This window comes from Pseudonocardia sp. 73-21 (assembly GCF_001899645.1).
Classification (GTDB): domain Bacteria; phylum Actinomycetota; class Actinomycetes; order Mycobacteriales; family Pseudonocardiaceae; genus Pseudonocardia.
In genome coordinates, this window is record NZ_MKVV01000028.1 from 165,126 (window position 1) to 189,574 (window position 24,449).

A 24,449-nucleotide genomic window follows, 5' to 3' on the forward strand; every position below is an offset into this window, starting at 1 on the left:
CGGTGGCCGGCCGGGAGGGCCGCTTCTCCGGCCTCACCACCCGCGGTCGCTGTCTGCTCGCCGGTGGCCTGGCCACCGCCGCGTGCTCGGTGGTGCTCAACGAGCGCGACCTGCTGCGGGTCGGCGCCTTCGTCGCCCTGCTGCCGCTGTTCGCGCTGCTGCTCTCCGCCCGCACCCGGCGCACCCTGCGGGTCGACCGGGTCCTGACCCCCGCCCGGGTGTCGGTGGGCTCGGAGGTGTCGGTCGAGCTGCACCTGCGCGGCGCCGCGCTGCTGGGGTCGATGCGCCTCGCCGACACCGTCCCGGACGCCGCGGGCCCCCAGCCTGCGGCCCCGCCGCGCTTCACCGTCCACCGCTTCACCGGACGCGGCTCCGCCGTCATCACCTACCCGCTGCGCCCCGTGCTGCGCGGTGTCCACACCGTCGGACCGCTGTTCGGCAGCGCCACCGACCCGCTCGGGCTCGCCGAGTTCGATCGCGCGCTGGCCGGCCCCGACCAGCTCGTCGCGCTCCCCCGGGTGGTCACCCTGCGCGGGCTGCCCGCGGCGCTGGGCTCCGGCGACGGCACCCCCGGTGCCGCCCGCGCCCACCAGGGCCACGGCAGTTCCGACGTCCTGACCAGGCCCTACCGCCAGGGCGACGAGCTGCGCCGGGTGCACTGGCGCAGCACCGCCCGCTACGACGAGCTGATGGTGCGTCTCGAGGAACGGCCGTGGCGCGGCGGCATCACCGTGCTGCTGGACCGTCGCGACGCCGCGCACCGCGGCCTCGGCGCGGCGTCCAGCCTCGAGTTCGCCGTCAGCCTCACCGCCAGCATCTGCGCCCACCTCATCGCCCGCGGGGAACCCGTCACCGTGGTCACGGAGGACGGGGCCGCGCTCACCGGCCCGTCCGAGGTCCCCGGGCTCGACCCGGTCCTCGACGCCCTCGCCGCGCTGCGGCCCTCGGCCCGCACCGACCTGGGCGGACCGGAGCTCTCCCGCGACACCGACGTGCTGGCCGTGCTGGGCGCGGTCGCGCCGGGCCAGGTCGAGGGGCTGCTGGCCCGCCGGCCCACCGGCGGCCACGCGATCCTGCTCGACACCCCCACCTGGGACGCCGTGCCCGCGCCCCGCGGCGCCGGCTCGACGGCGGGCACCGCCGCGGTGCTGCGCCGGGCCGGCTGGCAGGTCACCGTGGCCGGCGCCGGGTCGGCCCCCGACGTCGTGTGGGGCGCGCTGACCTCCGGCGCCGCCCCGGACGGCATGCAGGTGACTGTCTTGTGACGCCCACCACCATCACGGCCCCCGTTCCGGCCGCGCCACCGGCTCAGGAGCACCCGGCCGCATGAACACCACCCTGACCCGCACCCCCGCTCCGGCCTCCGCTCCCCCGGCCCGCCCTCCGCTGCCGTGGACCACCGCCATCGCGGCCGGCGTCGCCGTCCTGCTGGCCGGGGTCCCCGTCAGCGCCGTCGTGCAGGGCGCCACCTGGGTCGGCGACGCCGTGCTCGTCGTCGGCGCGGTCGTGATCGTGGGGTTGCTGCTGCACCGCGCGGGGGCGGTGGTGGTGGCGGCCGGCCAGCTCGTCGCGGTCCTCCTCGTCCTGACCGCCCGGTTCACCGCGTCGGGCATCGCCGGCGTGGTCCCGGGGCCCGCCGCGTGGGGCGAGTTCGGCGGGCTCGTCGCCGGGGCGGGCGAGCAGATCTCGGTGGGCGTCGCCCCCGTGGCGCCCACCCCGGAGATCCTCTTCCTCGTCTCGGCCGCGTTCGGGCTGGTGGCGATCGCGGTGCAGCTCGCCGCCGTCGGCGCCCACGCCCCCGCGGCGGGCGGGGTGCCCCTGCTCGCCATGTTCGCCGTGCCCGCCGCGCTGGCCGACGACCTGCTGCCGTGGTGGACCCTCGTCGGGGCCGCGGCCGGCTTCGGGCTGCTCCTGCTCGCCCGCGAGGGCGCCCGCCGCGAGCTCGCGGGCGGCTCGGCACTGGTCGCCGGCGCGGTCGTGGTCGCGCTCGGGGTGGGGGCGGCCGCGAGCTTCATCGGCACCACCGGCCGTTTCGAGGGCACCGGGGGCGGCGGGGGCGGCGGCTCCATCGGGCTGAGCCCGTTCACCGCGCTGCGCGGCCAGCTCAGCCAGAACACCCCCACCGAGCTGTTCCGGGTACGGGGCCTGCCGCAGGCCGCCTACCTGCGGGCGCTCACCCTGCGCGACTACGTGCCCAACGCCGGGTGGAAGGCCACCCGCCCCGACCCGGGCCCGGCCCTGCCCGGCACCGTCCTGCCGTCCTTCGGCGGGCCGCAGACCACGATCGACATCGAGAACACGGCTTTCCGCGACTACTGGCTCCCGGTCTACGGCGTCCCGGTCGCCGTCACCGGCCTGCCCGCCGGCCAGTGGGCGTACGACGAGAGCAGCGGCACCGCCTACACCTCCCGCCCCCGCGAGGACGGCCAGTGGAGCGAGCGCGCGTCGCTCGCGCAGCCCACCGCCGAGCAGCTGCGCGCCGCCGACGGGCCGGGCAGCCCGGGCAACGAGTACCTCAACGTGGGCGGCGTCGACCGCCGGGTCACCGCACTCGCCCGTGAGACGACGGCCGGCCGGACCACCGCGTTCGACAAGGCCATGGCCCTGCAGGACTACTTCGCCGGGCCGACGAGCCAGTTCCGGTACAGCCTCCAGACCGCACCCGGGGGCGGGGACGACGCCCTCGTCGAGTTCCTGACGGTCGGCAAGGCGGGCTACTGCGAGCAGTTCGCGTCGGCGATGGCGGTGATGCTGCGCACCGTCGGGGTGCCGGCCCGGGTCGCCGTCGGGTTCACCGGTGGCGTCGTCAAGGGCGACTACCGCTCGATCACCACCGCCGACGCCCATGCCTGGGTGGAGGCCTGGTTCCCCGGCATCGGCTGGACCACGTTCGACCCCACCCCGCTGGCCGACGGCCGCACCATCACCCCGCCCTACGTCGCCGAGGCGCAGGCGCAGGCCGACCCGGGCGGCACCGACGGCCAGGACCCCGCGACGCAGGACGCCCGTCAGCGGCCGGTGCCGACCACCGCGCCGGCCGCGCCGGACCCGGTCGCCCCCGACGTCACCGCGCCCGATCCGGCCACCACCTCCAGCGTGCCGGCCTGGCCGTTCGTCGTTCTCGCCGCGGTGCTGCTGCTCGGCGGCGCCGCCCTGGTACCGGCGGGCCTGCGCGTCCGGGACCGCCGGAGGCGGCTGGCCGCGGTGGACGGCGGCGGCCCGGACGCCGCCGCCGCCGCGTGGGCCGAGCTGATGGCCGAGTCGCAGGACCGTGGGGCGCCGACCCCACCCAGCGACACGGTCCGGTCCGGCGCACGGCGCCTCGTGCACGAGCACCAGCTCGACGGCGGCGCCCAGCAGGCCCTGCGCGACCTCGTGGGCGCGGTGGAGGCCAGCTGGTACGGCGGCGAGCAGCCTGCCCCCGGCGAGCTCGCCGGGCCCCTGGGCACGGTGCGCACGGCGATCGCCACCGATCGGCGGCTCAGCCTGCGGGAACGTCTGCTCCCGCGCTCGGTGACCCGGAGGAAGCGGACCAGCGTGTGACCACGCGAAAGCCGCCGCACCCGAGGGTGGCGGCGGCTCGTCGCGTACTGCCTTATTCCTGCTCGAACCGGCGGCGGAAACGCTCTTCCATCCGGCCGGTGAAGCCGTTCTTGTCCGTCTCGGCCGCGGGCGCCTGGCCCGGGGCCGAGGACGCTCCGACGGAGGTGACCGCGAGCACGGCCCCGCCGAGCATCGCGACGAAGCCGACCACGCTGACCACGGGGATCGCCGGTACGAGCGTCAGGAGCGCCGGGACGGCGATACCGAGCACGAGAAGAGCGAGACCGACGACGAACAGGGCGACGCCCTGCACACGACGCCGACGGGTGGGTTTGCGCAGCCGGCCACCACGGACGGTCGATGCGAACTTCGGGTCCTCGGCGTAGAGAGCGCGCTCGATCTGTTCGAGCAGCCGCTGCTCGTGCTCGGAGAGGGGCATGGCTTCGCCTCCGGCACTGTGTTCGTTCCTGTCGGGTCATCTTCCATGGTGCCGGAACGACGCGACAACCGCCCGGGAGTGGGCGCCTGCTTCAGAGGATACGAGTCTCACGGCCCGACGACTACCCGGACTCGTCGAGCGGACGGGCCGATCTTTCGGAAGAAGAGGGCCGAAAGGGTGTGAGCTGCGACGCACCGCCCGAATCAGGCGGTCATCCCGACCGCCGGGCGAGCGCGTGCAGACGCGCCGAGAGGTCGAGCAGGGCCGGTTCGGCCGCCGCGAGGGCCTCGAGATCGGCGACGGAGCGGGCCCCGGCCGGGCCGCCGTCGCGCACCGAGCCCGGCACCCAGCCCTCGAGCACGCCGTCGCCCTGCAGCAGCTCGAGCACCAGCGAGCCGTCGGCGGCCAGCAGCGCCTTCAGCGCGGCGGCGTCCAGCCGCCGGCGCACGACGTCACCCGGACCGTAGCGGCCGTCCGGGTCGGTCAGCAGCGTGCGTGCCTCGGTCAGCCGGCCGGCCACCGTGCGCGCCAGCACCGCCCCGTAGCGCCCGGCCACCAGCACCGACACCGCGCCGCCCGGGGCGGCCGCGCTGCGCAGGGCGGCCAGCGCCGCCGCGGCGTCGTCCACGATCTCGAGCAGGCCGTGCCCGAGCACCAGGTCGGCCCCGCCCTCGGCGACGACGTCGGCGAGCGCGTCGACGTCACCCTGCACCGGGGTGACCAGCCCGGCCACGCCCGCGTCCCGCGCCCGGCGGTGCAGCGCGGCGAGCGCGTTGGGGCTGCTGTCGACGACCGTGACGGCGCAGCCGGCGAGCGCCAGCGGCACCGCCCACGCGCCGCTGCCCCCGCCGACGTCGAGCACGCGTGGGGCCCGGGCGGCCGCCCGGGCCCGCACCGCCGCCAGCTCCGCCGCGACGGCACGGCGGACGGCACCGTCTCCCGAGCCGGGAACCGTGGCGGTGTTCTCGGTCACCGAGTGCTCCCGACCGACGGCGCGGCGGAGACGAGAGCCGTGATGGTGGTGGCGGCGGTGAGCACAGACATGCCGCTGAGCGTAGTGGGCCCCACCTGGGGGTAGGTTGATCGACGTGCAGGTGGTCGCCACGTTGAGCCTCAAGGGCGGAGTGGGCAAGACGACGGTCGCGCTCGGCCTGGCCGGCGCCGCCCAGCAGCACGGTGTGCGCACCCTGGTGGTGGATCTCGACCCCCAGGCCAACGCCACCATCGCCCTCGACGTGGGGGCCACCGCCGCCACCGTGGCCGAGGTGCTCGACAACCCCGCCCGCTCGGTGATCCGGCGGGCCATCGCCCCAAGCGGCTGGGGCGAGGGCCTCGACGTGCTCGTGGGCGCCGAGCAGACCGAACGGCACAACCATCCCGATCCCAGTGGCAAGCAGCTCAACAAGCTGGTCCGGGCCCTGGAACGGCTGGACCCGGCCGACGCCGACGATCCCGACGACGGCTACGAGACCGACGAGCCCTACCGGCTGGTGATCGTCGACTGCCCGCCGTCGCTGGGCCAGCTCACCCGCAGCGCGCTGGCCGCCGCCCACCGGGCGGTGCTGGTGACGGACCCGACGATGTTCGCGGTGTCGGGCGTGCAGCGCGCGTTCGACGCCGTGCAGGCCGAGCGCCAGCGCGCCAACCCGGACCTGCAGCCGCTCGGCGTGCTGATCAACCGGGTGCGTCCGCGCAACACCGAGCACGAGTTCCGGATCGCCGAGCTGCGCGAGCTGTTCGGCCCGCTGGTGCTCTCCGGCGTGATCCCCGACCGTTCCGCCATCCAGCAGGCCCAGGGCGCCTGCCTGCCGATCCAGCGCTGGGACACCCCCGGCGCCCGCGAGGTGTCGGCCGTGTTCACCACCCTGCTGGGCCGCGTCCTGCGCAGCGACCGCCCGCGCCGCGTGCGCGTGGAGCCGAGCGCCCCGCCCGCGACGCGCTGACGCCGGGAGATCAGCGCAGCGGGATCGACTCCGACACGATCCCCACGAACTGCTCCGCCTGCCGCAGCAGGTCGTCGGCGTCGCGTTGACCGACGAGCCGGGCGATGCCGGCCTCGGCCGCGGCCCGGGTGGCCGAGCACGCCGCGAAGAACGCCGCCCACTCCGCCAGCTCCGGCGCCACCTCGCCGAGCAGCTGCCAGGCGTTGCGGGTGGCGCCCCGGCGGGGCTGGGGCGTGGCCCGCACCGCGAGCACGGCCGCGGCGGCCCGCAGCGCCGCCAGATACGCGGCCGGGTAGCGCAGCAGAGGGTCGGTGTGGCGGTGGGCGTCGGCGAGCCCGTCGGTGGCCTGCCGGAGCAGCCCCAGAGCCGCACGGGACGTGGGCGCGGCTCGGGGGCTGGGCACCCGCGCGCTGGTGGTGACGGTCATCGAAGGCTCCTTCCGCTCTTCACCGCGATCATGCACGGGACCACCGACAGTCTCGGGCCCACTACTCCGCCACCCGGACGAGATCCCACACCCCGGGCCCCGCCCGCATCCGCAGGACGAACTCGCGTCCGGAGTCCTGCGGCTCGTCGGTGGACTGCGCGACGACGCGCCAGCACCGCATCCGGTCGCCCCCGACCGGCATCGGCGACGGGAACGGCCACGGCGACTCCTCGATCCACCGCTCCCGCACGTCGGTGACCAGGAACCGCGGGCCGCGGCGGGCCGGCCTGCGCTGGAACTCGACGGGCTCCCCGTCCTGCCAGCGCACCTGGATCGGGGTCGGCTGACGTCCGAACACCCGGCTGAAGGCACTCATCCCCGGCACTCCCTCCACGGCCGGCGCACCCGGTGGCGGGGCGCTTCCCCCGCCCCACCGACCGGGGCACCCTGATGATCGAACACATGTTCGATCGGGTTCCAGTAGAACCCGGAGCGGCGCCGACGTCAAGTCGTGTTCCGCACCGGAGGGCTCCTCGTGGTGTGATGGACGACGTGACCACGGCCCCCGCTCGCCACCTCGTCCAGCTCGGACCGGGCGAGATCACCGAACGGCTGAGCGAGGCGCTCGACGTCTACGTCACCGCGATGGGCTACCCGCCGAGCACCGCCCGCCAGCGGCGCGCGCTCTGGCTCGACCACGTGCGCAGGCCGGGCTGGCGCGCCGTCGGCTGGGTGGACGCGGCCGACCGGCTGCTCGGCGTCGCCTACGGCTACACCGGCGGCCCCGGCCAGTGGTGGTTCGAGGAGGTCCGGCGCGGTCTGCGCGCCCGCGGCGGCGAGACCGAGAGCTGGCTCGGCGACTACTTCGAGCTCACGGAGCTCCACGTGCGGCCCGACGCGCAGGGCGGCGGGCTCGGCGAGGGCCTGCTGCGCGCCCTGCTGGCCGGCACCGACCGCTCGCACGTGCTGCTCTCCACCCCGGAGTACGGTACCCAGCCCCCAGGCCGCGCGTGGCAGCTCTACCGGCGCACCGGCTTCCGCGACGTGCTGCGCGAGCACCGGTTCACCGGCGACTCCCGTCCCTTCGCCGTGCTCGGCCGGGAACTGCCCGTCCCACCCCGGTGAGCCGGGCGCGCCAGCCGCGCTTGTCGGGCACAACGGGCATCGGATGGCACGATGACCGACGTGCCACCGACGCGCCGGAGCCCCCGACGACCTCTGCCGTTCCTGCTGATCCTGGTGCTGCTGGTGGGCGGCCTGCTCGGGGGCTGTGCACGCGTCCGCACCGCGCTGGCCGTGCAGCCCGACGACACCGTCACCGGCGAGATCGTGCTGGCCACCCCGGAGAAGTCGCCCGACGACAAGGGTCCGACGGTCACCCTGCCGCCCGACCTCGCATCGGACCTCGACGTCGCCCCCTACCGTCAGGAGGGCTACACCGGCTCCGTGCTCACGTTCTCGGGGCTGAGCTTCGACCAGGTCGGCCGCCTGAGCTCGGCGATGGGCCCGGCCGGCAGCACGGTGCAGTTCAGCCTGCGCCGCGCGGGCGGGCGGGTGCTGGTCACGGGATCGGTGGACCTCACCTCGGTCTCGGTGGACAAGGCCGACTTCCAGCTCAAGATGAGCTTCCCGGGCCAGGTCGTGGAGTCCAACGGCGAGATCGACGGCAGCACCGTCAGCTGGACGTTCGACGCGGGCAAGGCCGCCGACGTCACCGCCGTGGTGGCCTACGCCGACCCCGGGGCCCCCTCCGTCCTCAACTGGACGCTCGGGCTCGCCGCGGTCGTCGCGCTGGTGGCCCTCACCGTGGTGCTGCTGGCCCGCCGGGTGCGCAACCCGCCGATCGGTCCCCCTATCCGCTGACCACGGCCCGTCGCGTCCCCAGCCCGAGCCGCTCCACGAGCTCGATCGTGGCCAGGGACCGGTTCAGCGTGTAGAAGTGCAGGTTCCGCACGCCCTCGGCGAGCAGCCGGGTGCACAGCTCGGCCGTGACGTCCATCCCCGCGGCCCGGAACGACGCGGGGTCGTCGGCGTAGGGCTCCAGGCGCTCCAGCAGGGCCGGGGGCACCGGCGCGCCCGACAGCTCCGGCCCGCGGTGCAGCGTGCGCACCGTGGTGAGCGGCATGATCCCCGGCAGCACCGGCACGTCGCAGCCCACGGCGGCGAGGCGGTCGCGCAACCGCAGGTAGCCGTCGGGCTCCAGGAACAGCTGGGTGATCGCGAAATCGGCCCCGGCACGGATCTTGGCGACGAGCCGCCGCAGGTCCTCGTCGGGGTCGCCGGAGCGCGGGTGGCCGTACGGGAACGCCGCGACGCCCACCGAGAAGTCCCCCAGCCTGCGCACGAGCGACACCAGCTCGTCGGCGTAGGTGAGGCCCTCGGGGTGGGCGACCCACTCGCCCAGCGGGTCGCCGGGAGGGTCGCCCCGGATCGCGAGCACGTTGCTGATGCCCGCCGCGGCGTACGCGCCGATCACGTGGCGCAGCTCCGCGACGGTGTGCGAGACGGCCGTGAGGTGCGCCATCGGCACCAGCGTCGTGTCGGTGGCGATCCGCGCCGTGGTGCGGATGGTGCGGTCGCGGTTGGACCCGCCCGCGCCGTACGTCACCGAGACGAACGCGGGGTCCAGCGGCTCGAGCCGTCGGATCGCCCGCCACAGCTCGGCCTCGCCCTTCTCGTCGTTCGGCGGGAAGAACTCGACCGAGAAGACGGGCCGGTCCTGGTCGATCCGCTGGGTGACCTTCACGATCACAGGGTAACGGGGGCCCCGGTCAGCGCGCCGACCTCGGCCGCCGCCGATACCCTCGGGGCGTGACCCGCACCGTAGGCACCGACGGACCACCCGCCAGCGCCACCGACGGGGGCCTGACGACCGGCATCGAGGCAGCCCTGTCGGTCTACCTGGAGGGCCGCCTCGCCGACACGTCCGCGATCGATCCCGCGTTCGGCCGGGCCACCGAGTCGCTGGCCGACTTCGTGCTCAGCGGGGGCAAGCGGCTGCGCCCCACGTTCGCCTGGTGGGGGTGGCGGGGTGCGGGCGGCGCCACGGACGCGCCGGAGGCGGTGGCCGTGCTGCGCGCCGTCAGCGCGCTGGAGCTGCTGCAGGGCGCGGCCCTGATCCACGACGACCTGATGGACGCCTCGGCCACCCGGCGCGGGCGTCCCACCGTGCACGTCGCGTTCGCGCGTCGGCACGCCGACGCCGGCTGGCAGGGCAGGCCCGCGCGCTTCGGCGCGGCGGCGGCGATCCTGCTCGGCGACCTCGCGCTGGTGTGGGCCGACGACATGTTCCGCGGTTCCGGGCTGCCGCACACGGCGCTGGACCGCACCGCCGAGCCGTGGCAGGCGATGCGCACCGAGCTGCTGGGCGGCCAGTTCCTCGACGTGCTCAACCAGTCCACCGGCGACACCTCCACCCGCGCCGCCCTGCAGGTGGACCGCTACAAGACCGCCGCCTACACCGTCGAGCGCCCGCTGCACCTGGGCGCGGCCATCGCCGGCGCCGGGCCCGACGTGATCGCGGCATACCGCCGGTTCGGGGCCGACATCGGCGTGGCGTTCCAGCTGCGCGACGACCTGCTGGGTGTCTTCGGTGACCCCGAGGTCACCGGCAAGCCGGCGGGCGACGACCTGCGGGAGGGCAAGCGCACCGTGCTCATCGCCACGGCCGTCGAGCGCGCCGAGCAGCGCGGCGACACCGCCGCCCGCGACGCCGTGCTCGCCGCCGTCGGTGACCCCGATCTCGACGCCGACGGCCTCGAGGCCGTGCGCGGGTTGCTCACGGAGCTGGGTGCCGTGCAGGCCGTGGAGCAGCGGATCGCGTCGCTCACCGGGTCGGCGCTGGACGCGCTCGGCACGGCCGACATCGCCGAGCCCGCCGCCGCCCGGCTCGCCGACCTGGCCGTCACGGCCACCCGCCGGCACCGATGACGCTCCGCACCGTCAAGGGCCCGACCGACCACGTCGTGGTCGTCGGAGCCGGGTTCGCGGGACTGACGGCCGCGCTGCACCTGCTGGGCGCCGGCCGTCGCGTCACGGTCGTCGAGCGGGGCGGGCACCCGGGCGGCCGGGCCGGACGCCTGGACCTGCAGACCGAGCGGGGCACGTTCCACGTCGACACCGGGCCCACCGTCCTGACCATGCCGAGCCTGTTCGACGAGGCGTTCGCGGCCGTCGGGGAGAAGCTGGTGGACCGGCTCGACCTCGTCGAGCTCGACCCGGGCTACCGCACCCACTTCGCCGACGGCTCCACCATCGACGTCCACACCGACGGTGCGGCCATGGAGCAGGAGGTCCGCGCGGTGTGCGGGCCCGAGGCCGCCGCGGGTTACGTCCGGATGCGCGCGTGGCTCACCGAGCTCTACAAGGCCGAGATCGACACGTTCATCGGCTCCAACTTCGACTCCCCGCTCGACCTGCTGGGCCGCGACCTCGTCAAGCTCGCGACGCTCGGCGGGTTCGGCCGGCTGGGGCCGAAGGTGGCCTCGTTCCTGCCCGACGAGCGGCTGCGGCGGATCTTCTCCTTCCAGGCCCTCTATGCGGGCGTGCCGCCGCAGACCGCGCTCGGCGCGTACGGCGTCATCGCCTACATGGACACCGTCGCGGGCGTGTTCTTCCCCAGGGGCGGGATGCGCTCGATCGGCCAGGCGCTGGCCGACGCGGCCGTCGCCGCGGGCGCCACCATCCACTACGGACGCACGGTCACCGGGTTGGAACGCGGAGCGGGCCGGATCACGGCACTGCGCCACCGGGCCACCGCCGAGCCCGACGGCGCCACCGAGCGGCTGGCCTGCGACGTCGCGGTGCTCACCCCCGACCTCCCGATCGTCCACGAGCTGGTGGGCCGGGCACCGCGGCGGGCCGTCCCGCTGCGCTACTCCCCCAGCGCGGTCGTCCTGCACGCCGGGCTGCGCCACGCGCATCCCGAGGTCGCGCACCACACCATCTCGTTCGGTGCGGCGTGGGAGAGCACGTTCCGCGAGATCATCAGCGACGGCCGGCTCATGAGCGATCCGTCACTGCTGATCACCCGGCCCACAGCGTCGGACCCCGGGCTCGCGCCGGAGGGCTCCGACCTGCTGTTCGTCCTCGCGCCGTGCCCCAACCTCGACTCCGGGCCGCTGGACTGGGCCCGGGTCGGCCCCGCCTACCGCGACGAGCTGCTGGGCGTCCTCGAGGCGCGCGGGCACCCCGGCCTCGGCGACGTGGCCGGCGACATCGAGGTGTCGCGCCTGGTCACACCGGCCGACTGGGCCGCGGAGGGCATGGCGGCGGGCACCCCGTTCTCCGTGTCGCACACCTTCGCCCAGACCGGCCCGTTCCGGCCCCGCAACCTGGTGCGCGGCCTGGACAACGCGGTGCTGGCCGGATGCGGCACCACGCCCGGCGTCGGGATCCCGCCGGTGGTGCTGTCGGGGAGGCTCGCAGCCCAGAGAATAACGGGGCTGCGGATCACGGGAGCGGTGTGAAGCAGGGGCCCCAGATCTCCCCCACACCGGCCGTGGCAGCATGGATCGCGTCATGAGCACCACTGCACCCGTCGAAGAACCGACGCTGCCCGACCCCCCACCCGCCCCGCGCCCGGTGCCGGCGGGACCTTTCGGTGCCCGCTTCGGCAACCCGCCCCGGGGCCCGCTGCTGATGGGTCTCGCGGCCGCCGTCATGCTGGTCGTCGGCGGTTTCGGCGCCGGCGGCGTGCTCATCCGTGACCCCCTGATGACGAACTCCGCGGTCGGCTTCTGGCGCTACGGCCACGGCCACGACCTGGCCGCGTTCCTCATGTACGCGGGCGTGGCCCTCATGGCGTGGGCCTGGATCCGGCTCGGCCGCGAGGTGCTCGCGCAGCGGATCGGCGGCCGCGCGGTGCTCACCACCGCACTGGTGTGGATCGTGCCGATGCTGTTCGCACCGCCGCTGTTCACCCGCGACATCTTCAGCTACCTCGCCCAGGGCGCCCTGCCCCTCAACGGTTTCGACCCGTACGCGGTCGGCCCCGAGGCGATGCCCGGCATCCTGTCGGACAACGTCCACTACTTCTGGCAGGACACCCCCGCGCCGTACGGGCCGCTGTTCATCCTGATCGCCAAGGGCATCGCCTGGCTGATCGGCAACAACATCATCCTCGGCGTCATCCTCATGCGGCTCGCGCTGCTGCCCGGCCTGCTGCTGCTGGTCTGGGCCCTGCCCGAGCTCACCCGCCGCCTCGGCGGGCGTGTCCCGCTGGCGATGTGGATCGCCGTCGCCAACCCCATGATGGTCATCACGATGATCGGCGGCGGGCACAACGACCTGCTGGTGGTGGGGCTGCTGGCCGTCGGGTTCCTGGCGGCCCTGCGGGCGGGCGACGGGCTGCGGGGCGGCCACGCGCTGGGCATCGCGCTGATCACCCTGGCGATGGCGGTCAAGGCCAGCGCCGGCGTCGCACTGCCGTTCGCCGTGCTGATCTGGGCCGCGCACATGACCGGCTCGCGCCTCGTGCGCATCGTGAAGGCCACGGCCGCCGGTGTCGCCGTGTTCGCCGTCGTGTTCGCGGTGTGCACCCTGGTGGCCGGGGTCGACCTGGGCTGGCTGCCCGCGCTCAGCGCCCCGTCGATGATCGTCAACTGGATGTCGATCCCCACCGCGGCCGGGCAGATCGTCGGCGGCATCCTGAGCCTGTTCGGGGCCGACTACCAGCTGTTCATCAACATCTTCCGCGGCATCGGCATCGCGGTGCTGCTCGCGCTGGCGGGCCGCCAGTGGTGGGCCGCCCGCGACGGCGGACCTGACGCCGTGCGCCGCGCCGGCATCGTGCTGTTCGCCGTCTCGGTGCTCTCCCCCGCCACGCTGCCCTGGTACGTCAGCTGGGGCATGGCGCTGCTGGCCATGACCCCGTGGACCGCCCGCGGGCTGCAGTACATGGTGTTCGCCTCGGTCATGCTGATCGTCGTCTACTACCCCAACGGCGAGGACGGCCTCTACAACTGGGGCTACCTCGCCGCCTGCGCGGCCGTGGCGGCGCTCGCCGCGGTGTCGCTGCTGCGCGAGGACCCCCTGCGGCTGCGCCCCGGCGCCCGCTCCACCACCCGCGTCACAGCCCGTGTCGCCGCCCGGACAGGCTGAGCTCGACGCCGCCGGCATCACCGATCCGGTGCTGCGGGAGGCCTACCGGGGGTGCCGGGAGCTCAACGCCCGCTTCGGCCGCACCTACTTCCTGGCCACCCGGCTGCTCCCCCGGGGTCGCCGGCCCGCCGTGCACGCGCTCTACGGCTTCGCCCGCTACGCCGACGAGATCGTCGACGACCTGGCCGACGGCGCGCCGGTCGCCGAGCGGGCGCTGCGCATCGACGCCCTGACCGCACAGATGGACGCGGCGCTGGCCGGCGGGCCCGCGGCCCACCCCGTGCTGGCCGCCCTGGCCGACACGGCCGACCGGTACGCCATCGACCACCGCCACTTCACCGACTTCATGACGTCGATGCGGATGGACATCGACGTCACCTCCTACGCCACGTTCGACGACCTCGGCGTCTACGTGCACGGGTCGGCCTCGGTGATCGGCCTGCAGATGCTCCCGGTGCTGGGCACCACCGTGCCGCGCGCGGAGGCCGAGGGGCCGGCGTCGGCGCTCGGGGTGGCGTTCCAGCTCACCAACTTCCTGCGCGATGTCGGGGAGGACCTCGACCGCGGCCGCGTCTACCTGCCCTCCGACGAGCTGGCGGCGTTCGGGGTGGACCGCGACCTGCTGGCCTGGTGCCGCCGCACCCGGCGCCCCGACCCCCGCGTCCGCCGGGCCCTGTCCCATCTCGTGGCCCACACCCGCGCGGTCTACCGACGGGCCGAGCCGGGCATCGGGATGCTGGAGCCGGTCTCCCGCGCCTGCGTGTCCTGCGCGTTCACCCTCTACCGCGGCATCCTCGACGAGATCGAGGCGGCCGACTACCACGTGCTCCACAGGCGCGTGTCGGTCCCGTCCCGCCGTCGGGCGGCGGTGGCCCTCCCCGGCCTCGCGAAGGCCCTGGCGGCGAGAACCCGAACCTGACCCCGCGAGTCGGCGGTTTCCCGCGCGCGAGTCGGCAGAATCCCGCCCGCGAGTCGGCAGATTCCCGCTCTCGCCGGAGTGCCGACCCGCGCGCGAAAGTGCCGACTCGCGCCCGCGGAACTGCCGACTCGCGCGCGCGAAAGTGCCGACTCGCGGGGTGGGCGGGCGGGCCGGTCTTGACGGCAGGGGTGGGGCGCGGTCTGCTGGCGCCGTGATCGTCGACGAGGGACCGCTGGCCGACGTCGTACGGGAGCTGCGGCTCGTGGACCACCACGTGCACGGCGCGGCGACGGCCGATCTCGACGCCGCCGCGTTCGAGGACGGGCTCACCGAGTCGCCCTGGCCCGCAGCCCCCGGCACGTCGCACCTGGACTCGCAGGTGGGGTTCGCCGTGCGCCGCTGGTGCGCGCCGGTGCTCGAGCTCCCACCGCACGTCGACCTCCCGGCCTACCTGGCCCGGCGCCACGAGCTGGGCACCGCCGAGGTGACGCGTCGTTTCCTCACCGCCAGCGGCATCGGCCGGTTCCTCGTGGAGACCGGGTACCTGCCCGACCAGGTCCTCGGCCCGGCGCAGATGGCCGCCGTCGTCGGCGGGGAGACCGCCGAGGTCGTGCGGCTGGAGACGGTGGCCGAGGAGGTCGCCGCCGCCCGACCCGACGCCGGCCGCTTCGCCGACGCCTTCGCCACCGCGCTCGCCGAGCGGGCCCGGACGGCCGTCGGGCTCAAGTCCGTGATCGCCTACCGCCACGGCCTCGACGTCGACCCGGCCCGCCCGACGCCCCTCGAGGTCCTCCGCGCGGCGGGCCGGTGGCTCAAAGCGGGCGGGCGGCTCACCGATCCGGTGCTGCTGCGGCATCTGCTGTGGGCGGGCGTCGAGCACGGGCTGCCGCTGCAGTTCCACGTCGGCTACGGCGATCCCGACCTCACGCTGCACCGCTGCGACCCGTCGCTGCTCACGCCGTTCATCCGCGCCGTGCAGGTCCCGGTCATGCTGCTGCACTGCTACCCGTACCACCGCACGGCCGCGTACCTCGCCGGCGCGTTCCCGCACGTGTACCTCGACGTCGGGCTGGCGATGAACTACACCGGCGCCCGCAGCCGCGCCGTGCTCGCCGAGACGCTCGAGGTGGCGCCGTTCGGCAAGGTCCTCTTCTCCTCCGACGCCCTGGGCCCGCCGGAGCTGCACCACCTCGGGGCGGTGCTGTGGCGCCGCGCGGTCACCGACGTGCTGGGCGGGTGGGTCGCCGACGGCGACTGGTCGGCCGCCGACGCCGTGCGCGTCGCCGAGATGATCGGCAGCGGCAACGCGACCAGGGTCTACCGCCTGTGACGGAACGACTGGTCAGGTTTCTCTACGGCGACCCCAGCGGCGTCATCCGCGGCAAGCAGGTGCACCGCTCCCGCTTCGACGACGCCGTCGTCTCCGGGCTCGGTCTCACCCGCGCCCAGAACGCGATCAACGTCCTCGACGACCTCGTGCCGGTCGAGGGCATGGAACCGGTCGGTGAGATCCGGATCGTGCCCGACATGGACACCTACCAGGCGCTGCCGTGGCTCGACGGCGTCGGGAGCGTGTTCTGCGACCAGGTCGGCCACGACGGCACCGACTGGGGCGGCTGCCCGCGGTCGTTCCTGAAGCGGGCGGTGGGCCGGGCCGGCACGGCCGGGTTGAGCGTCCAGGCGTCGTTCGAGAACGAGTTCTACCTGGCCGAGCGCACCCCGTCGGGGCCGAAGCCGTGGGGCGACGGGCCCGTCTACTCCTCGGCCGGGCTCGACCGCGCCGCGCCCGTCGTCAACGACATCGTCGACGCGCTGGTGGAGCAGGGCATCGAGGTGGAGCAGGCGATCAACGAGTACGGGCCCGGCCAGCAGGAGATCTCGATCCGCCACGCCGACGCGCTGCGCGCCGCCGACAACCAGCTCCGCGTGCGCGACACCGTCCGCGGCATCGCCGGGGTGCGTCACGGCCTGCTCGCGTCGTTCGCGCCGAAACCGTGGGCCGACGCGATCGGCAGCGGCTGCCACCTGCACTTCTCGCTCCGGGACGCCGACGGGGAGAACGTGATGGCGCCCGCGGACGATCCGCAGGGACTGTCCGACACCGCCCGGGCGTTCCTGGCCGGCGTCCTCGACCATCTGCCCGCCCTCGTCGCGCTCACCTGTCCGTCCTACCTGTCCTACGCTCGGCTGCGCCCCGGCGCCTGGGCCGGGTCCACCGTCTCCTGGGGGTTCGACAACCGCGAGGCCGCGCTGCGCGTCGCGTCGCCGTTCCGCGGTCGCGAGCGGGCCAGCGCCAACGCCGAGCTCAAGACGTGTGACGCCAGCAGCAACCCGCACCTCGCCCTGGGCGGGCTGATCCTGGCCGGGCTGGACGGGCTGGAGCGGAAGCTGGAGCTGCCCGAACCCGCGGCGCACGACCCGGCGTCGCTCCCGGGGTTCCGGTCGCTGCCGGCCACCCAGCTGCAGGCCCTGGCCGAACTGGAGGCCGACACCGTGCTCACCGTCGGGCTCGGCGACCTGCTCACCCGCTGCATCCTGGCCACGCGGCGCTCCGAGTACGCCCGCTGCGCCCAGATGGGCGACGACGCGGTACGGGCCGTGACTTTCGAGGTCTTCTGAGGGGACCATCTGCCGATGACGACCACGCTGCGGCGGGAACTGGGTGTGTGGCAGGCGGTCGGACTGTCCCTGGCTCTGATGGCCCGGTCCATGGCCGCCAACATCAACCCCGCAGGGCACGGCCGACGCCGCGGCCCTGGACAGCCTGGGGATCTGGACGAACCAGCCCGGAAAGGGCCGGCTTCCTCGTCGCCGCGCTGTTCTGAACTGAGGTGGGAGGTCTGGGACACCACCGTCTCGGCGATGCGCTCACTGATCCGTCCCGCCGCGAGCAGCGCGCCGACCCCGGTCAGGTCGCTGTTCAGAGCGCGGGCGACCCCGAGGCGCCGCGATCCGTGGAACGGCGACACCTTGCACACCAGCACGATCTGGTCGGCGATACCCCGCCCGAGCGCGACGGGGATCGAGCCGGCCTGACCCCACGAGCGCGATCTGCTCCTCGACCTGCTGACGCCCGAACGCCACCATCTCCGCGTACTGCGCGGCGGCGAGCGCGGACCGGATCTGTTCCATCACCGCGATCCTGTCGATCCGCTCAGCCCCGGTGGCCGGGGCGGGCGACGTGGCATGGGCGGTCAGCTCGGCGAGCGTGCCGAGCAGCCCGGCGGCGACGTGGTCGACCGCCTCACCCGCTCGTTCCGTATCGCTCGCATGTTCGAAAGAGTACCGGCGAGCACCGACAATCTCGGCGCTCGATGAGTCCAGGCCGTGGGTCGGGTCTGCCCTGGCATGATCTGAATCATCGCCGAATCCCGGTCACCCTCGACGGATTCGTCACCGGCCCCGACCCCGGCTCGGACAACGGTCCGGGCACCAGCGGCCAGGCCCTGCACGCCCGGGCGTTCTCCGACGACCCCGACGAGCGCCGCCTCCTCGTGAGGCGACGGCCCGCTCCGGCGCCGTCATCGTCGGCCGCCGGCTCGTCGACCTCGTCGACGGGCCGGACGGATGAACGACGCCGCCACCCATGAGCCGGCCCGCACCACCGCCGAGAGCATGGTGAGCGCCGACTTCTGGCCGCATAGACCCCGGGATCGTGCGGCGCGACGTGCCCGGCGAGATGGTGACGATCGCGCGGTGACGTCGACGACCAGGGAACGTCCCCGGCGCGCGTCAGTTCAGAACGCCATCGCCTGCGCTCGGCGCTTGACCTCCCGGTGCCGGCCCGCCTTCAGCTGCTCGACGGGCGTGCCCGGCAGCGACTCGTCGTGCTCGTAGAGCCAGCGCAGGATCTCGACGTCGGTGTAGCCACCGTCGCGCAGCAGGATGATGGTGCCGGACAGACCCTTGACGATCTCCTCGCCGTCGAAGAAGTCCGCAGGCACCACCACGTCCTTGTCGCGGCGGAAGGACAGCAGCTGGCCGTCGCGCACCAGCTGGGCCACGCGGGAGGTGGGGATGGACAGGAGCTGCGCGACATCCTCGGCGGACAGGGTCGCCACGTCCTCGGACAGCACGGACACGTCGTTCACGACGGCACACGATGCCACACCTGCGGGCGTTCCGGGACCACAATGAAGCGGACGGTACCGTCGGGGCGTGAACGCCCCTCCGAGCGCAGGCACGCTGCTGGACGCGCGCTACCGGGTGGGGTCGGTCATCGCCCGGGGCGGCATGTCCACCGTCTACCGCGGCACCGACACCCGGTTGGACCGCCCGGTGGCCGTGAAGATCATGGACCCCCGGATGGCGGCCGACCCGGCGTTCCGGATGCGGTTCGAGCGTGAGGCCCGCTCGGCGGCCCGCATCGACCACCCGGCCGTCGTGGACGTCTTCGACCAGGGCGCGGAGATCGGACCGGACGGCGACACGCTGTTCCTCGTCATGGAGCTCGTCGAGGGCTGCACCCTGCGCGACGTGCTGCGCCAGCGCGGCGCGCTCGGGGTCCCGGCCGCGCTGGCGGTGCTCGAACCCGTGCTGCTCGGCCTGGCCGAGGCCCACCGCCTCGGCATGGTGCACCGCGACGTCAAACCGGAGAACGTGCTGATCAGCACCGCGCGCGAGGTGAAGGTCGCCGACTTCGGCCTCGTCGTCGCCGCGGCCGAGGCCGGGCTCAGCCACGCCGGACTGATCATGGGCACGGTCGCGTACCTCTCCCCCGAGCAGGTCGCGACGGGCGCGGCCGACGCCCGCAGCGACGTCTACTCCGCCGGGATCATGCTCTACGAGATGCTGACGGGCACCCCGCCCTACAGCGGCGACACCGCGATCTCGGTGGCCTACCGGCACGTGAACTCCGACGTGCCGCCGCCGTCGCTGATCGCCGGCGACGTCCCGCCCGAGCTCGACGCGCTGGTGCGCCGCGCCACCCACCGCGACCCCGCGGCGCGCCCCGCCGACGCCACCGCGATGCTCGCCGAGCTGCGCCGGGTGGCCGCGGCCCTGGAGGTGCCACGGGTGCCGCCGCCCGGGCCGCCGCCGCGCCCGGTGGAGGAGCAGGCCACCGTCCCGGCCGCGCCGGTCCGGTCACCGGCCCGCTCGAACGGCACACGGATGCTGGAGCGCGGCGCGGCCGCCCCGCCGGAGGAGCCGCCGACCCACCTGGCGGCCCGGCGTCGCAGCCGCCGCGTGTTCGCCGTGTGGATCGCGATCGTGCTGGTCCTGGCGCTGGCCGTCGGGGTGTCGGCGTGGTGGCTCGGCGCCGGGCGCTGGACGGCCATGCCGTCGATCGTGGGCCTGCAGCAGACGGCGGCCGAGAAGCTGCTCGCCGACGCCGACCTGGTGCCCACCTCCACCGACAGCTACGACGACTCGCTCGCCGCCGGCCTCGTCGCGCAGACCGACCCCGGACCCGACGCCCGGTTGCTGCGGGGCAGCACCGTGCAGATCGTGGTGTCCCGCGGGCGGCCCGTCGTTCCCGCGGTGGCGCCCGGCACCAGCGTCGCCGACGCGCAGGCCGCCATCCGCAACGCCGAGCTCAACCCGGTGCAGTCCACGACGGCGGCCGAGTACAGCGCGACGGTGCCGCAGGGTGCGGTGGTGCGTACGAATCCGGCGGCCGGCACCCCGCTGCCCAGCGGCGGCGCGGTCACCCTGGTGCTCAGCCGCGGCGCCGAGCCCCCTCCCCCGCCCGCGGAGGTCGCGGTCCCGGACGTGACGGGCAAGAGGTTCGGCGACGCCGCGAAGACCCTGCAGAAGCTGGGCCTCGACGCCGAGCAGGACTCCGGCTTCCTCGGCGGCCGGGACAGCCGCGTGCAGTACCAGGACCCCGAACCCGGCAGCCAGGTCCCCCCGGGCACCACGATCACTCTCCACACCGGCTTCTTCTAGCCGGCCTGGTCAGCCGCGCAGCATCTCCGCCACCAGGAACGCCAGCTCCAGGCTCTGCTGGGTGTTCAGGCGCGGGTCGCAGGCCGTCTCGTAACGACCGGCCAGGTCGGCGTCGGAGATCTCCTGCGCCCCGCCGAGGCACTCCGTGACGTCCTCGCCCGTGACCTCGACGTGGATGCCGCCCGGGTGGGTACCCAGCGCCGCGTGCACCTCGAAGAAGCCCTGCACCTCGTCGACGATGCGGTCGAAGTGGCGGGTCTTGTAACCGGTGGTGGACTCGTGGGTGTTGCCGTGCATCGGGTCGCACTGCCAGATGACCTTGTGCCCGGAGGCCTCGACCTTCTGGATGATGCCGGGCAGCACGTCGCGGACCTTGCCGTTGCCCATCCGGCTGATCAGCGTGAGCCGGCCGGGGGTGTTGCGGGGATCCAGCCGCTCCACGTACTCGACGGCCTGCTCCGGCGTGGTGCCCGGGCCGATCTTGAGGCCGATCGGGTTGGACAGCAGCTCCGCGATGGCGATGTGGGCGCCGTCGAGCTGGCGGGTGCGCTCGCCGATCCACAGGAAGTGGGCCGAGAGGTCGTAGAGGCGCGGGTTGGCCTCGTCGCGGACGTCCATGCGCAGCATCGCGCGCTCGTAGTCCACGAGCAGCGCCTCGTGGGAGGCGTAGAACTCGACGTTGTGCAGGGCGTGGTCGTCCACCCCGCAGGCGTCCATGAACCGCAGCGCGCGCTCGATCTCCGACGCGATGGCCTCGAAGCGCGCGCCGGCCGGCGAGGTGCGGACGAAGTCCTTGTTCCAGTCGTGCACCATCGTCAGGTCGGCCATGCCGGTGGCGGTCAGCGCGCGCACGAGGTTCATCGCGGCGCTCGCGTTGGCGTAGGCGCGGACCATGCGCGACGGGTCGGGCACGCGCAGGGCCGCGTCGGGCGTCAGGGCGTTGACGATGTCGCCGCGGTAGGACGGCAGGCCCAGCGCGTCGATGCCGGAGCTGCGCGGCTTCGCGTACTGGCCCGCGATGCGCCCGATCTTGACAACGGGCAGCGACGCGCCGTAGGTGAGCACGATGGCCATCTGCAGCAGCGTGCGGATGGTGGCCCGGATGTGCGGCTCGGTGTTGTCGACGAACGTCTCGGCGCAGTCGCCGCCCTGCAACAGGAACGCCTTGCCGTTCGCGACGTCGGCGAGCCGGTCCTGCAGGCGGTCGACCTCGGGCGGGAGCGTCACCGGGGGAACGCTCTCCAGCACCGTACGGACGTGCGCGACGTGCGCGGCGTCGGGCCAGTCGGGCTGCTGCGCAGCCGGCAGCGCGAGCGCGTGGTCGAGACGCTCGCGCAGCTCGGACGGCAGCGGGGGCAGCTCGGGCAACACTTCGACCGGGGCGTCGACGGTCCAGTTCACGGGGCCAGACTATGCCGTGGGGCCGCCGGCGGGCCGCAGACCCCGGCGCTCCGGCGGACGCCGGACACGCAGCGTCACCCGTTCGGCCCGATTCCACTGTGGAGTGGCCGGGAACCCCCCGTCATGTCAACCATTCTCTGGATCATCGCCGTCGTCCTCGTGATCGCCGGCATCCTCGCGCTCTTCCGCCGTCAGCTGCTCTGGGGCGCCGTGTTGATCATCGTCGGACTCCTCGTCGGCCCCGGCGGCGTGAGCATCTTCACCTGATCTACCGGGAACGATCTACCGGGCGGCCACGGCCGCCTCGATCACGTCCCACCGCGACCGGTTGAGCCGGGCGTCGGCCAGGGCGTCGTGGGCGTCGGACGTGGGCGGGGGCAGCGGGGGCCTGCCCGCGTCCTCCCAGCGCTGCCGCAGCTCACGGGTGAACCGCGGCAGCGACCGGGGCAGTGCGGGCATTGCGCCCCACAGCTGGCACAGCGCCACGTGGTCGTACGCGGCGATCCACGCCCACAGCTCGACTTCGCCCGGCGCGCCGGTCAGGAACTCCAGCAGGTCGGTACGCAGCCGTTCCCGGGAGCGCCACGCCTTGTCCGCCGGTGAGGGGAGCTTGGGCAGGACGTTGGCGCGCACCCAGGACCCCGCGCGGTCGGGGTCGAACTCCGTGGAGACCGCGTAGAACTCACGCCCGTCCTCGCCGACCACCCCGATCGAGACGAGGTCGATGGTCGTACCGTCCTCGATGAATTCCGTATCGTAGAAAAAACGCACGACGCCGAGATTAGCCCGGCGGTTCGGGGAGCCATGAGGAGCACACGCACGGCCCTACCTGCTGTTCGCTCCCGGTCCTCTCGGGGTGGCCACGTTCCCGGTGCTGCACGTTCGTCGGGCCCGACGCCGTGGCCGCCGTCGGCCGTCGGTGCTTGCTCGACGGCGCCGGGCCGGGGCAGACCTTCCGCGCGATCACGCTGCCCCTGCAGCGCCCGACGCTGTTGGTCGGGCTGGTCACGGGCGTGATCTCCACGTTCCAGACGTTCGACGCCGTGTACGCGCTCACACCGGAGGGTGGGCCGGCGGGCGTCACCGACGTGGTGGCGGGCCGGATCTACCACGAGGCGTTCCCGAACCGGGCGGGCGGGCAGGCGGCGGTGATGGCCGTGGTGCTGTTCGTGCTGCTCGTGGCCGTCACGCTGGTGCAGCAGCGGTGGTTCGCCCGCCGCACGACTTACGACCTCTCGACGTGAACCGCCGCTCCGCTGCTGGTGGTCTTCCTGCTGTTCCAGCGGCATCGTGATCCGGTCGATCACGATCACCGGGTTCCGCTGGCGTGGCGTCGTGCCGCTGTCGATCTCCGAGGACCCGGGTACCGGTCTCGTCGCGGTCACGCTGACCGACGCCGACGGTGGGGTGGTCCAGACCCGGGTGGTGTCGGCCGAGGAGCTGCCCCGGATCGCGGCCCGGGCGCGCGCCCTGGTGGCGCGCGGTGACGCGGCCGCGTTCGTCACGCTCGACGATCTGGTGGACGACCGGGACCCTCCCGGGTGATCCCCTCGTCGCGGTGGGCCCGGGTGGAGCGCGGCGTCGCGAACGGCGACCAGCGCGGCACCCACACCCCGAGCAGCGCGGCCGCGAGCAGCCCCACCGACCCGATCGCGACGATCCCGGCCCCGAGTCCGGCGGACAGCGCCACCACCGACACGACGACGGGCCCGGCCGCGTTGCCGGAGTCGGAGAACAGCCGCCACACCGACAGGAACCGCGCGCGGGAGTCGGCCGGGGCCACGTCGGCGCCGAGCGTCATCATGATCCCGGAGCCGATGCCGTTGCCGAAACTCATGATCATCGCGACGAGCGTCAACGTGACGATGCCGTGCGTCAGCGGGATCGCCATCATCGCCGCGCCCAGGACCAGCATCGACGGCAGTGCGATCGCGAGCCGGCCGTAGCGGTCCATGACCTTGCCCGACGGGTAGAACAGCGCCATGTCCACGGCACTGGCGATGCCGAAGATCAGGCTGGTCTGGCCCGCGTCGAGCCCGAGGTGCTCGGCCCACAGCGGCAGCACCGTCTGGCGCGCGGCGCGCACGGCCCCGACGGCGAGCACAGCCAGCCCGAGCGTGGCGAACAGGCGGCGGTAGCGGTGCAGCATCGTCGCTGCCCCGACTCCGCCGCGGACGGCCCGCGACCCGGCCGGCGGCGCGACGTCGGGCACGACGACCAGCAGCACGGCGGCGGCCACGACGGCGACCATCGCCACCACGTAGGCCCCGCGCAGCCCGACCAGCGCGATCGCCCCCGCACCGACGAACGGCCCGAGGAACAGCCCGATCCGGTGCGAGCCGCCGAGCGTCGACATCGCCCGCGCGCGCAGCGTCACCGGCGCCACCTCGGTGAGGTAGGACTGGCGGGCCAGGTAGTAGGTGGAGTTCGCCGCGCCGATCACGAGCAGCGCCGGGCCCAGCACCAGCAGGGACGGCGCGAGGAAGCACGCGACGAGGGCCACCAGCGCCACGCCGGCCGCCAGCAGCATCGCGTGCCGGTCGCCGATGCGGTCGGCCAGCCGCGCGGCCGGCACGTCGCCGAGGATCTGGCCGATGCCCAGCAGCGCCAGCATGAACCCGGCGGTGCCCGCCGAGGCGCCGAGATCGAGCGCCGTCAGCGCGATCACCGGCGCGATCGCCCCGTTGCCGATCTCGAAGACCAGCGCGGGCAGGAACACCGACGGTGCGATCGACCGCAGGGTGACCGGGGCGGTCACGATCCCGTCCCCGGTTCGCCACGCGTCGC

Annotated in this window: 24 protein-coding genes and 1 pseudogene; 15 read left to right on the forward strand and 10 right to left on the reverse strand. The window is 74.4% G+C overall.

The window, feature by feature from the left end; genetic code table 11:
• Positions 1–2: 2 nt before the first annotated feature.
• On the forward strand, positions 3–1,265 hold the full coding sequence (locus BGP03_RS07895; RefSeq protein WP_296372899.1) for a DUF58 domain-containing protein: 1,263 nt from the start codon (positions 3–5) through the stop codon (positions 1,263–1,265).
• Positions 1,266–1,326: 61 nt separating this feature from the next.
• Positions 1,327–3,543, forward strand: coding sequence for a DUF3488 and transglutaminase-like domain-containing protein (locus BGP03_RS07900; RefSeq protein ID WP_298800899.1), 2,217 nt, complete (start codon positions 1,327–1,329; stop codon positions 3,541–3,543).
• A 52-nt stretch (positions 3,544–3,595) separates the two neighbouring features.
• Here the strand turns inward: BGP03_RS07900 and BGP03_RS07905 are convergent, their stop codons facing one another.
• Positions 3,596–3,982 carry a DUF3040 domain-containing protein gene (locus tag BGP03_RS07905; RefSeq protein ID WP_296372902.1) on the reverse strand — a complete coding sequence of 129 codons (387 nt, stop codon included), beginning with the start codon at positions 3,980–3,982 and terminating at the stop codon, positions 3,596–3,598.
• Between the two features lie 211 nt (positions 3,983–4,193).
• On the reverse strand, positions 4,194–4,955 hold the full coding sequence (locus tag BGP03_RS07910) for a class I SAM-dependent methyltransferase (RefSeq protein ID WP_298800898.1): 762 nt from the start codon (positions 4,953–4,955) through the stop codon (positions 4,194–4,196).
• Positions 4,956–5,070: 115 nt separating this feature from the next.
• Here BGP03_RS07910 and BGP03_RS07915 point away from each other — a divergent pair, with 115 nt between their 5' ends.
• On the forward strand, positions 5,071–5,925 hold the full coding sequence (locus BGP03_RS07915; protein WP_296372905.1) for a ParA family protein: 855 nt from the start codon (positions 5,071–5,073) through the stop codon (positions 5,923–5,925).
• 10 nt (positions 5,926–5,935) lie between these two features.
• Here BGP03_RS07915 and BGP03_RS07920 read toward each other — a convergent pair whose 3' ends face one another.
• Positions 5,936–6,352, reverse strand: coding sequence for an SAV_6107 family HEPN domain-containing protein (locus BGP03_RS07920; protein ID WP_296372906.1), 417 nt, complete (start codon positions 6,350–6,352; stop codon positions 5,936–5,938).
• A gap of 61 nt (positions 6,353–6,413) precedes the next feature.
• A complete protein-coding gene (locus BGP03_RS07925) occupies positions 6,414–6,728 on the reverse strand; it encodes a hypothetical protein (protein WP_296372907.1) in 315 nt (104 codons plus the stop codon).
• A 167-nt stretch (positions 6,729–6,895) separates the two neighbouring features.
• Here BGP03_RS07925 and BGP03_RS07930 point away from each other — a divergent pair, with 167 nt between their 5' ends.
• Together BGP03_RS07930 and BGP03_RS07935 are read left to right on the forward strand one after the other, a co-directional pair.
• Positions 6,896–7,477, forward strand: a complete 582-nt coding sequence (locus tag BGP03_RS07930) for a GNAT family N-acetyltransferase (RefSeq protein ID WP_298800897.1) — start codon at positions 6,896–6,898, stop codon at positions 7,475–7,477.
• Positions 7,478–7,528: 51 nt separating this feature from the next.
• A complete protein-coding gene (locus BGP03_RS07935) occupies positions 7,529–8,215 on the forward strand; it encodes a DUF3153 domain-containing protein (RefSeq protein WP_298800896.1) in 687 nt (228 codons plus the stop codon).
• Here BGP03_RS07935 and metF read toward each other — a convergent pair.
• Positions 8,205–9,101, reverse strand: a complete 897-nt coding sequence (metF, locus tag BGP03_RS07940) for a methylenetetrahydrofolate reductase [NAD(P)H] (RefSeq protein ID WP_296372991.1) — start codon at positions 9,099–9,101, stop codon at positions 8,205–8,207. The genes BGP03_RS07935 and metF overlap by 11 nt on opposite strands.
• Before the next feature lie 140 nt (positions 9,102–9,241).
• On the opposite strand from metF, the gene BGP03_RS07945 reads away from it, so the two are divergent.
• From BGP03_RS07945 to BGP03_RS07970, 6 genes are all read left to right on the forward strand, one after another.
• Positions 9,242–10,282 carry a polyprenyl synthetase family protein gene (locus tag BGP03_RS07945; RefSeq protein ID WP_298800921.1) on the forward strand — a complete coding sequence of 347 codons (1,041 nt, stop codon included), beginning with the start codon at positions 9,242–9,244 and terminating at the stop codon, positions 10,280–10,282.
• The gene (gene crtI / locus BGP03_RS07950) at positions 10,279–11,820 is read left to right on the forward strand and encodes a phytoene desaturase family protein (protein WP_296372913.1); all 1,542 of its coding nucleotides are present in this window, start codon (positions 10,279–10,281) and stop codon (positions 11,818–11,820) included. Before BGP03_RS07945 ends, crtI begins: the two co-directional genes overlap by 4 nt.
• A gap of 52 nt (positions 11,821–11,872) precedes the next feature.
• Positions 11,873–13,453 carry a polyprenol phosphomannose-dependent alpha 1,6 mannosyltransferase MptB gene (gene mptB / locus BGP03_RS07955; RefSeq protein ID WP_296372915.1) on the forward strand — a complete coding sequence of 527 codons (1,581 nt, stop codon included), beginning with the start codon at positions 11,873–11,875 and terminating at the stop codon, positions 13,451–13,453.
• Positions 13,431–14,372, forward strand: coding sequence for a phytoene/squalene synthase family protein (locus BGP03_RS07960; RefSeq protein WP_296372916.1), 942 nt, complete (start codon positions 13,431–13,433; stop codon positions 14,370–14,372). The genes mptB and BGP03_RS07960 overlap by 23 nt, the downstream gene beginning before the upstream one ends.
• Before the next feature lie 211 nt (positions 14,373–14,583).
• Positions 14,584–15,702, forward strand: coding sequence for an amidohydrolase family protein (locus BGP03_RS07965; RefSeq protein WP_298800891.1), 1,119 nt, complete (start codon positions 14,584–14,586; stop codon positions 15,700–15,702).
• Positions 15,699–16,991: a glutamine synthetase family protein gene (locus BGP03_RS07970; protein WP_298800890.1), complete on the forward strand. Its 1,293-nt coding sequence runs from the start codon at positions 15,699–15,701 to the stop codon at positions 16,989–16,991. The genes BGP03_RS07965 and BGP03_RS07970 overlap by 4 nt, the downstream gene beginning before the upstream one ends.
• 260 nt (positions 16,992–17,251) lie before the next feature.
• Here BGP03_RS07970 and BGP03_RS35770 read toward each other — a convergent pair.
• Positions 17,252–17,356 (reverse strand): annotated as a pseudogene (locus BGP03_RS35770) (hypothetical protein); the annotation flags it as partial.
• A gap of 753 nt (positions 17,357–18,109) precedes the next feature.
• Positions 18,110–18,463: an Rv2175c family DNA-binding protein gene (locus BGP03_RS07980; protein ID WP_296372921.1), complete on the reverse strand. Its 354-nt coding sequence runs from the start codon at positions 18,461–18,463 to the stop codon at positions 18,110–18,112.
• A gap of 67 nt (positions 18,464–18,530) precedes the next feature.
• Between BGP03_RS07980 and pknB the strand changes: the two genes are divergently transcribed.
• Positions 18,531–20,261 (forward strand): Stk1 family PASTA domain-containing Ser/Thr kinase, encoded by a 1,731-nt coding sequence (gene pknB, locus BGP03_RS07985; protein ID WP_296372924.1) that lies wholly within the window; start codon positions 18,531–18,533, stop codon positions 20,259–20,261.
• Between the two features lie 9 nt (positions 20,262–20,270).
• Here the strand turns inward: pknB and BGP03_RS07990 are convergent, their stop codons facing one another.
• Positions 20,271–21,662 (reverse strand): class II 3-deoxy-7-phosphoheptulonate synthase, encoded by a 1,392-nt coding sequence (locus BGP03_RS07990; RefSeq protein ID WP_296372925.1) that lies wholly within the window; start codon positions 21,660–21,662, stop codon positions 20,271–20,273.
• 123 nt (positions 21,663–21,785) lie between these two features.
• Between BGP03_RS07990 and BGP03_RS07995 the strand changes: the two genes are divergently transcribed.
• A complete protein-coding gene (locus BGP03_RS07995) occupies positions 21,786–21,929 on the forward strand; it encodes a GPGG-motif small membrane protein (protein WP_298800887.1) in 144 nt (47 codons plus the stop codon).
• 15 nt (positions 21,930–21,944) lie between these two features.
• Here BGP03_RS07995 and BGP03_RS08000 read toward each other — a convergent pair whose 3' ends face one another.
• On the reverse strand, positions 21,945–22,433 hold the full coding sequence (locus BGP03_RS08000) for a polyadenylate-specific 3'-exoribonuclease AS (protein WP_296372929.1): 489 nt from the start codon (positions 22,431–22,433) through the stop codon (positions 21,945–21,947).
• A 152-nt stretch (positions 22,434–22,585) separates the two neighbouring features.
• On the opposite strand from BGP03_RS08000, the gene BGP03_RS08005 reads away from it, so the two are divergent.
• Together BGP03_RS08005 and BGP03_RS08010 are read left to right on the forward strand one after the other, a co-directional pair.
• The gene (locus BGP03_RS08005) at positions 22,586–22,906 is read left to right on the forward strand and encodes an ABC transporter permease subunit (protein WP_296372932.1); all 321 of its coding nucleotides are present in this window, start codon (positions 22,586–22,588) and stop codon (positions 22,904–22,906) included.
• A gap of 46 nt (positions 22,907–22,952) precedes the next feature.
• Positions 22,953–23,207, forward strand: coding sequence for a hypothetical protein (locus tag BGP03_RS08010; RefSeq protein WP_296372933.1), 255 nt, complete (start codon positions 22,953–22,955; stop codon positions 23,205–23,207).
• Here BGP03_RS08010 and BGP03_RS08015 read toward each other — a convergent pair.
• Complete coding sequence (locus BGP03_RS08015) at positions 23,164–24,420, reverse strand: MFS transporter (protein WP_296372935.1); 1,257 nt, start codon at positions 24,418–24,420, stop codon at positions 23,164–23,166. The genes BGP03_RS08010 and BGP03_RS08015 overlap by 44 nt on opposite strands.
• Between the last annotated feature and the right edge of the window lie 29 nt (positions 24,421–24,449).

Bases quoted from the DNA above. Each gene is read 5' to 3' on its own strand.
- BGP03_RS07900 (WP_298800899.1), top strand. From the start codon at position 1,327: ATGAACACCACCCTGACCCGCACCCCCGCTCCGGCCTCCGCTCCCCCG.
- BGP03_RS07905 (WP_296372902.1), bottom strand. From the start codon at position 3,982: ATGCCCCTCTCCGAGCACGAGCAGCGGCTGCTCGAACAGATCGAGCGC.
- BGP03_RS07920 (WP_296372906.1), bottom strand. From the start codon at position 6,352: ATGACCGTCACCACCAGCGCGCGGGTGCCCAGCCCCCGAGCCGCGCCC.
- BGP03_RS07925 (WP_296372907.1), bottom strand. From the start codon at position 6,728: ATGAGTGCCTTCAGCCGGGTGTTCGGACGTCAGCCGACCCCGATCCAG.
- BGP03_RS07930 (WP_298800897.1), top strand. From the start codon at position 6,896: ATGGACGACGTGACCACGGCCCCCGCTCGCCACCTCGTCCAGCTCGGA.
- BGP03_RS07935 (WP_298800896.1), top strand. From the start codon at position 7,529: ATGACCGACGTGCCACCGACGCGCCGGAGCCCCCGACGACCTCTGCCG.
- crtI (WP_296372913.1), top strand. From the start codon at position 10,279: ATGACGCTCCGCACCGTCAAGGGCCCGACCGACCACGTCGTGGTCGTC.
- mptB (WP_296372915.1), top strand. From the start codon at position 11,873: ATGAGCACCACTGCACCCGTCGAAGAACCGACGCTGCCCGACCCCCCA.
- BGP03_RS07995 (WP_298800887.1), top strand. From the start codon at position 21,786: ATGTCAACCATTCTCTGGATCATCGCCGTCGTCCTCGTGATCGCCGGC.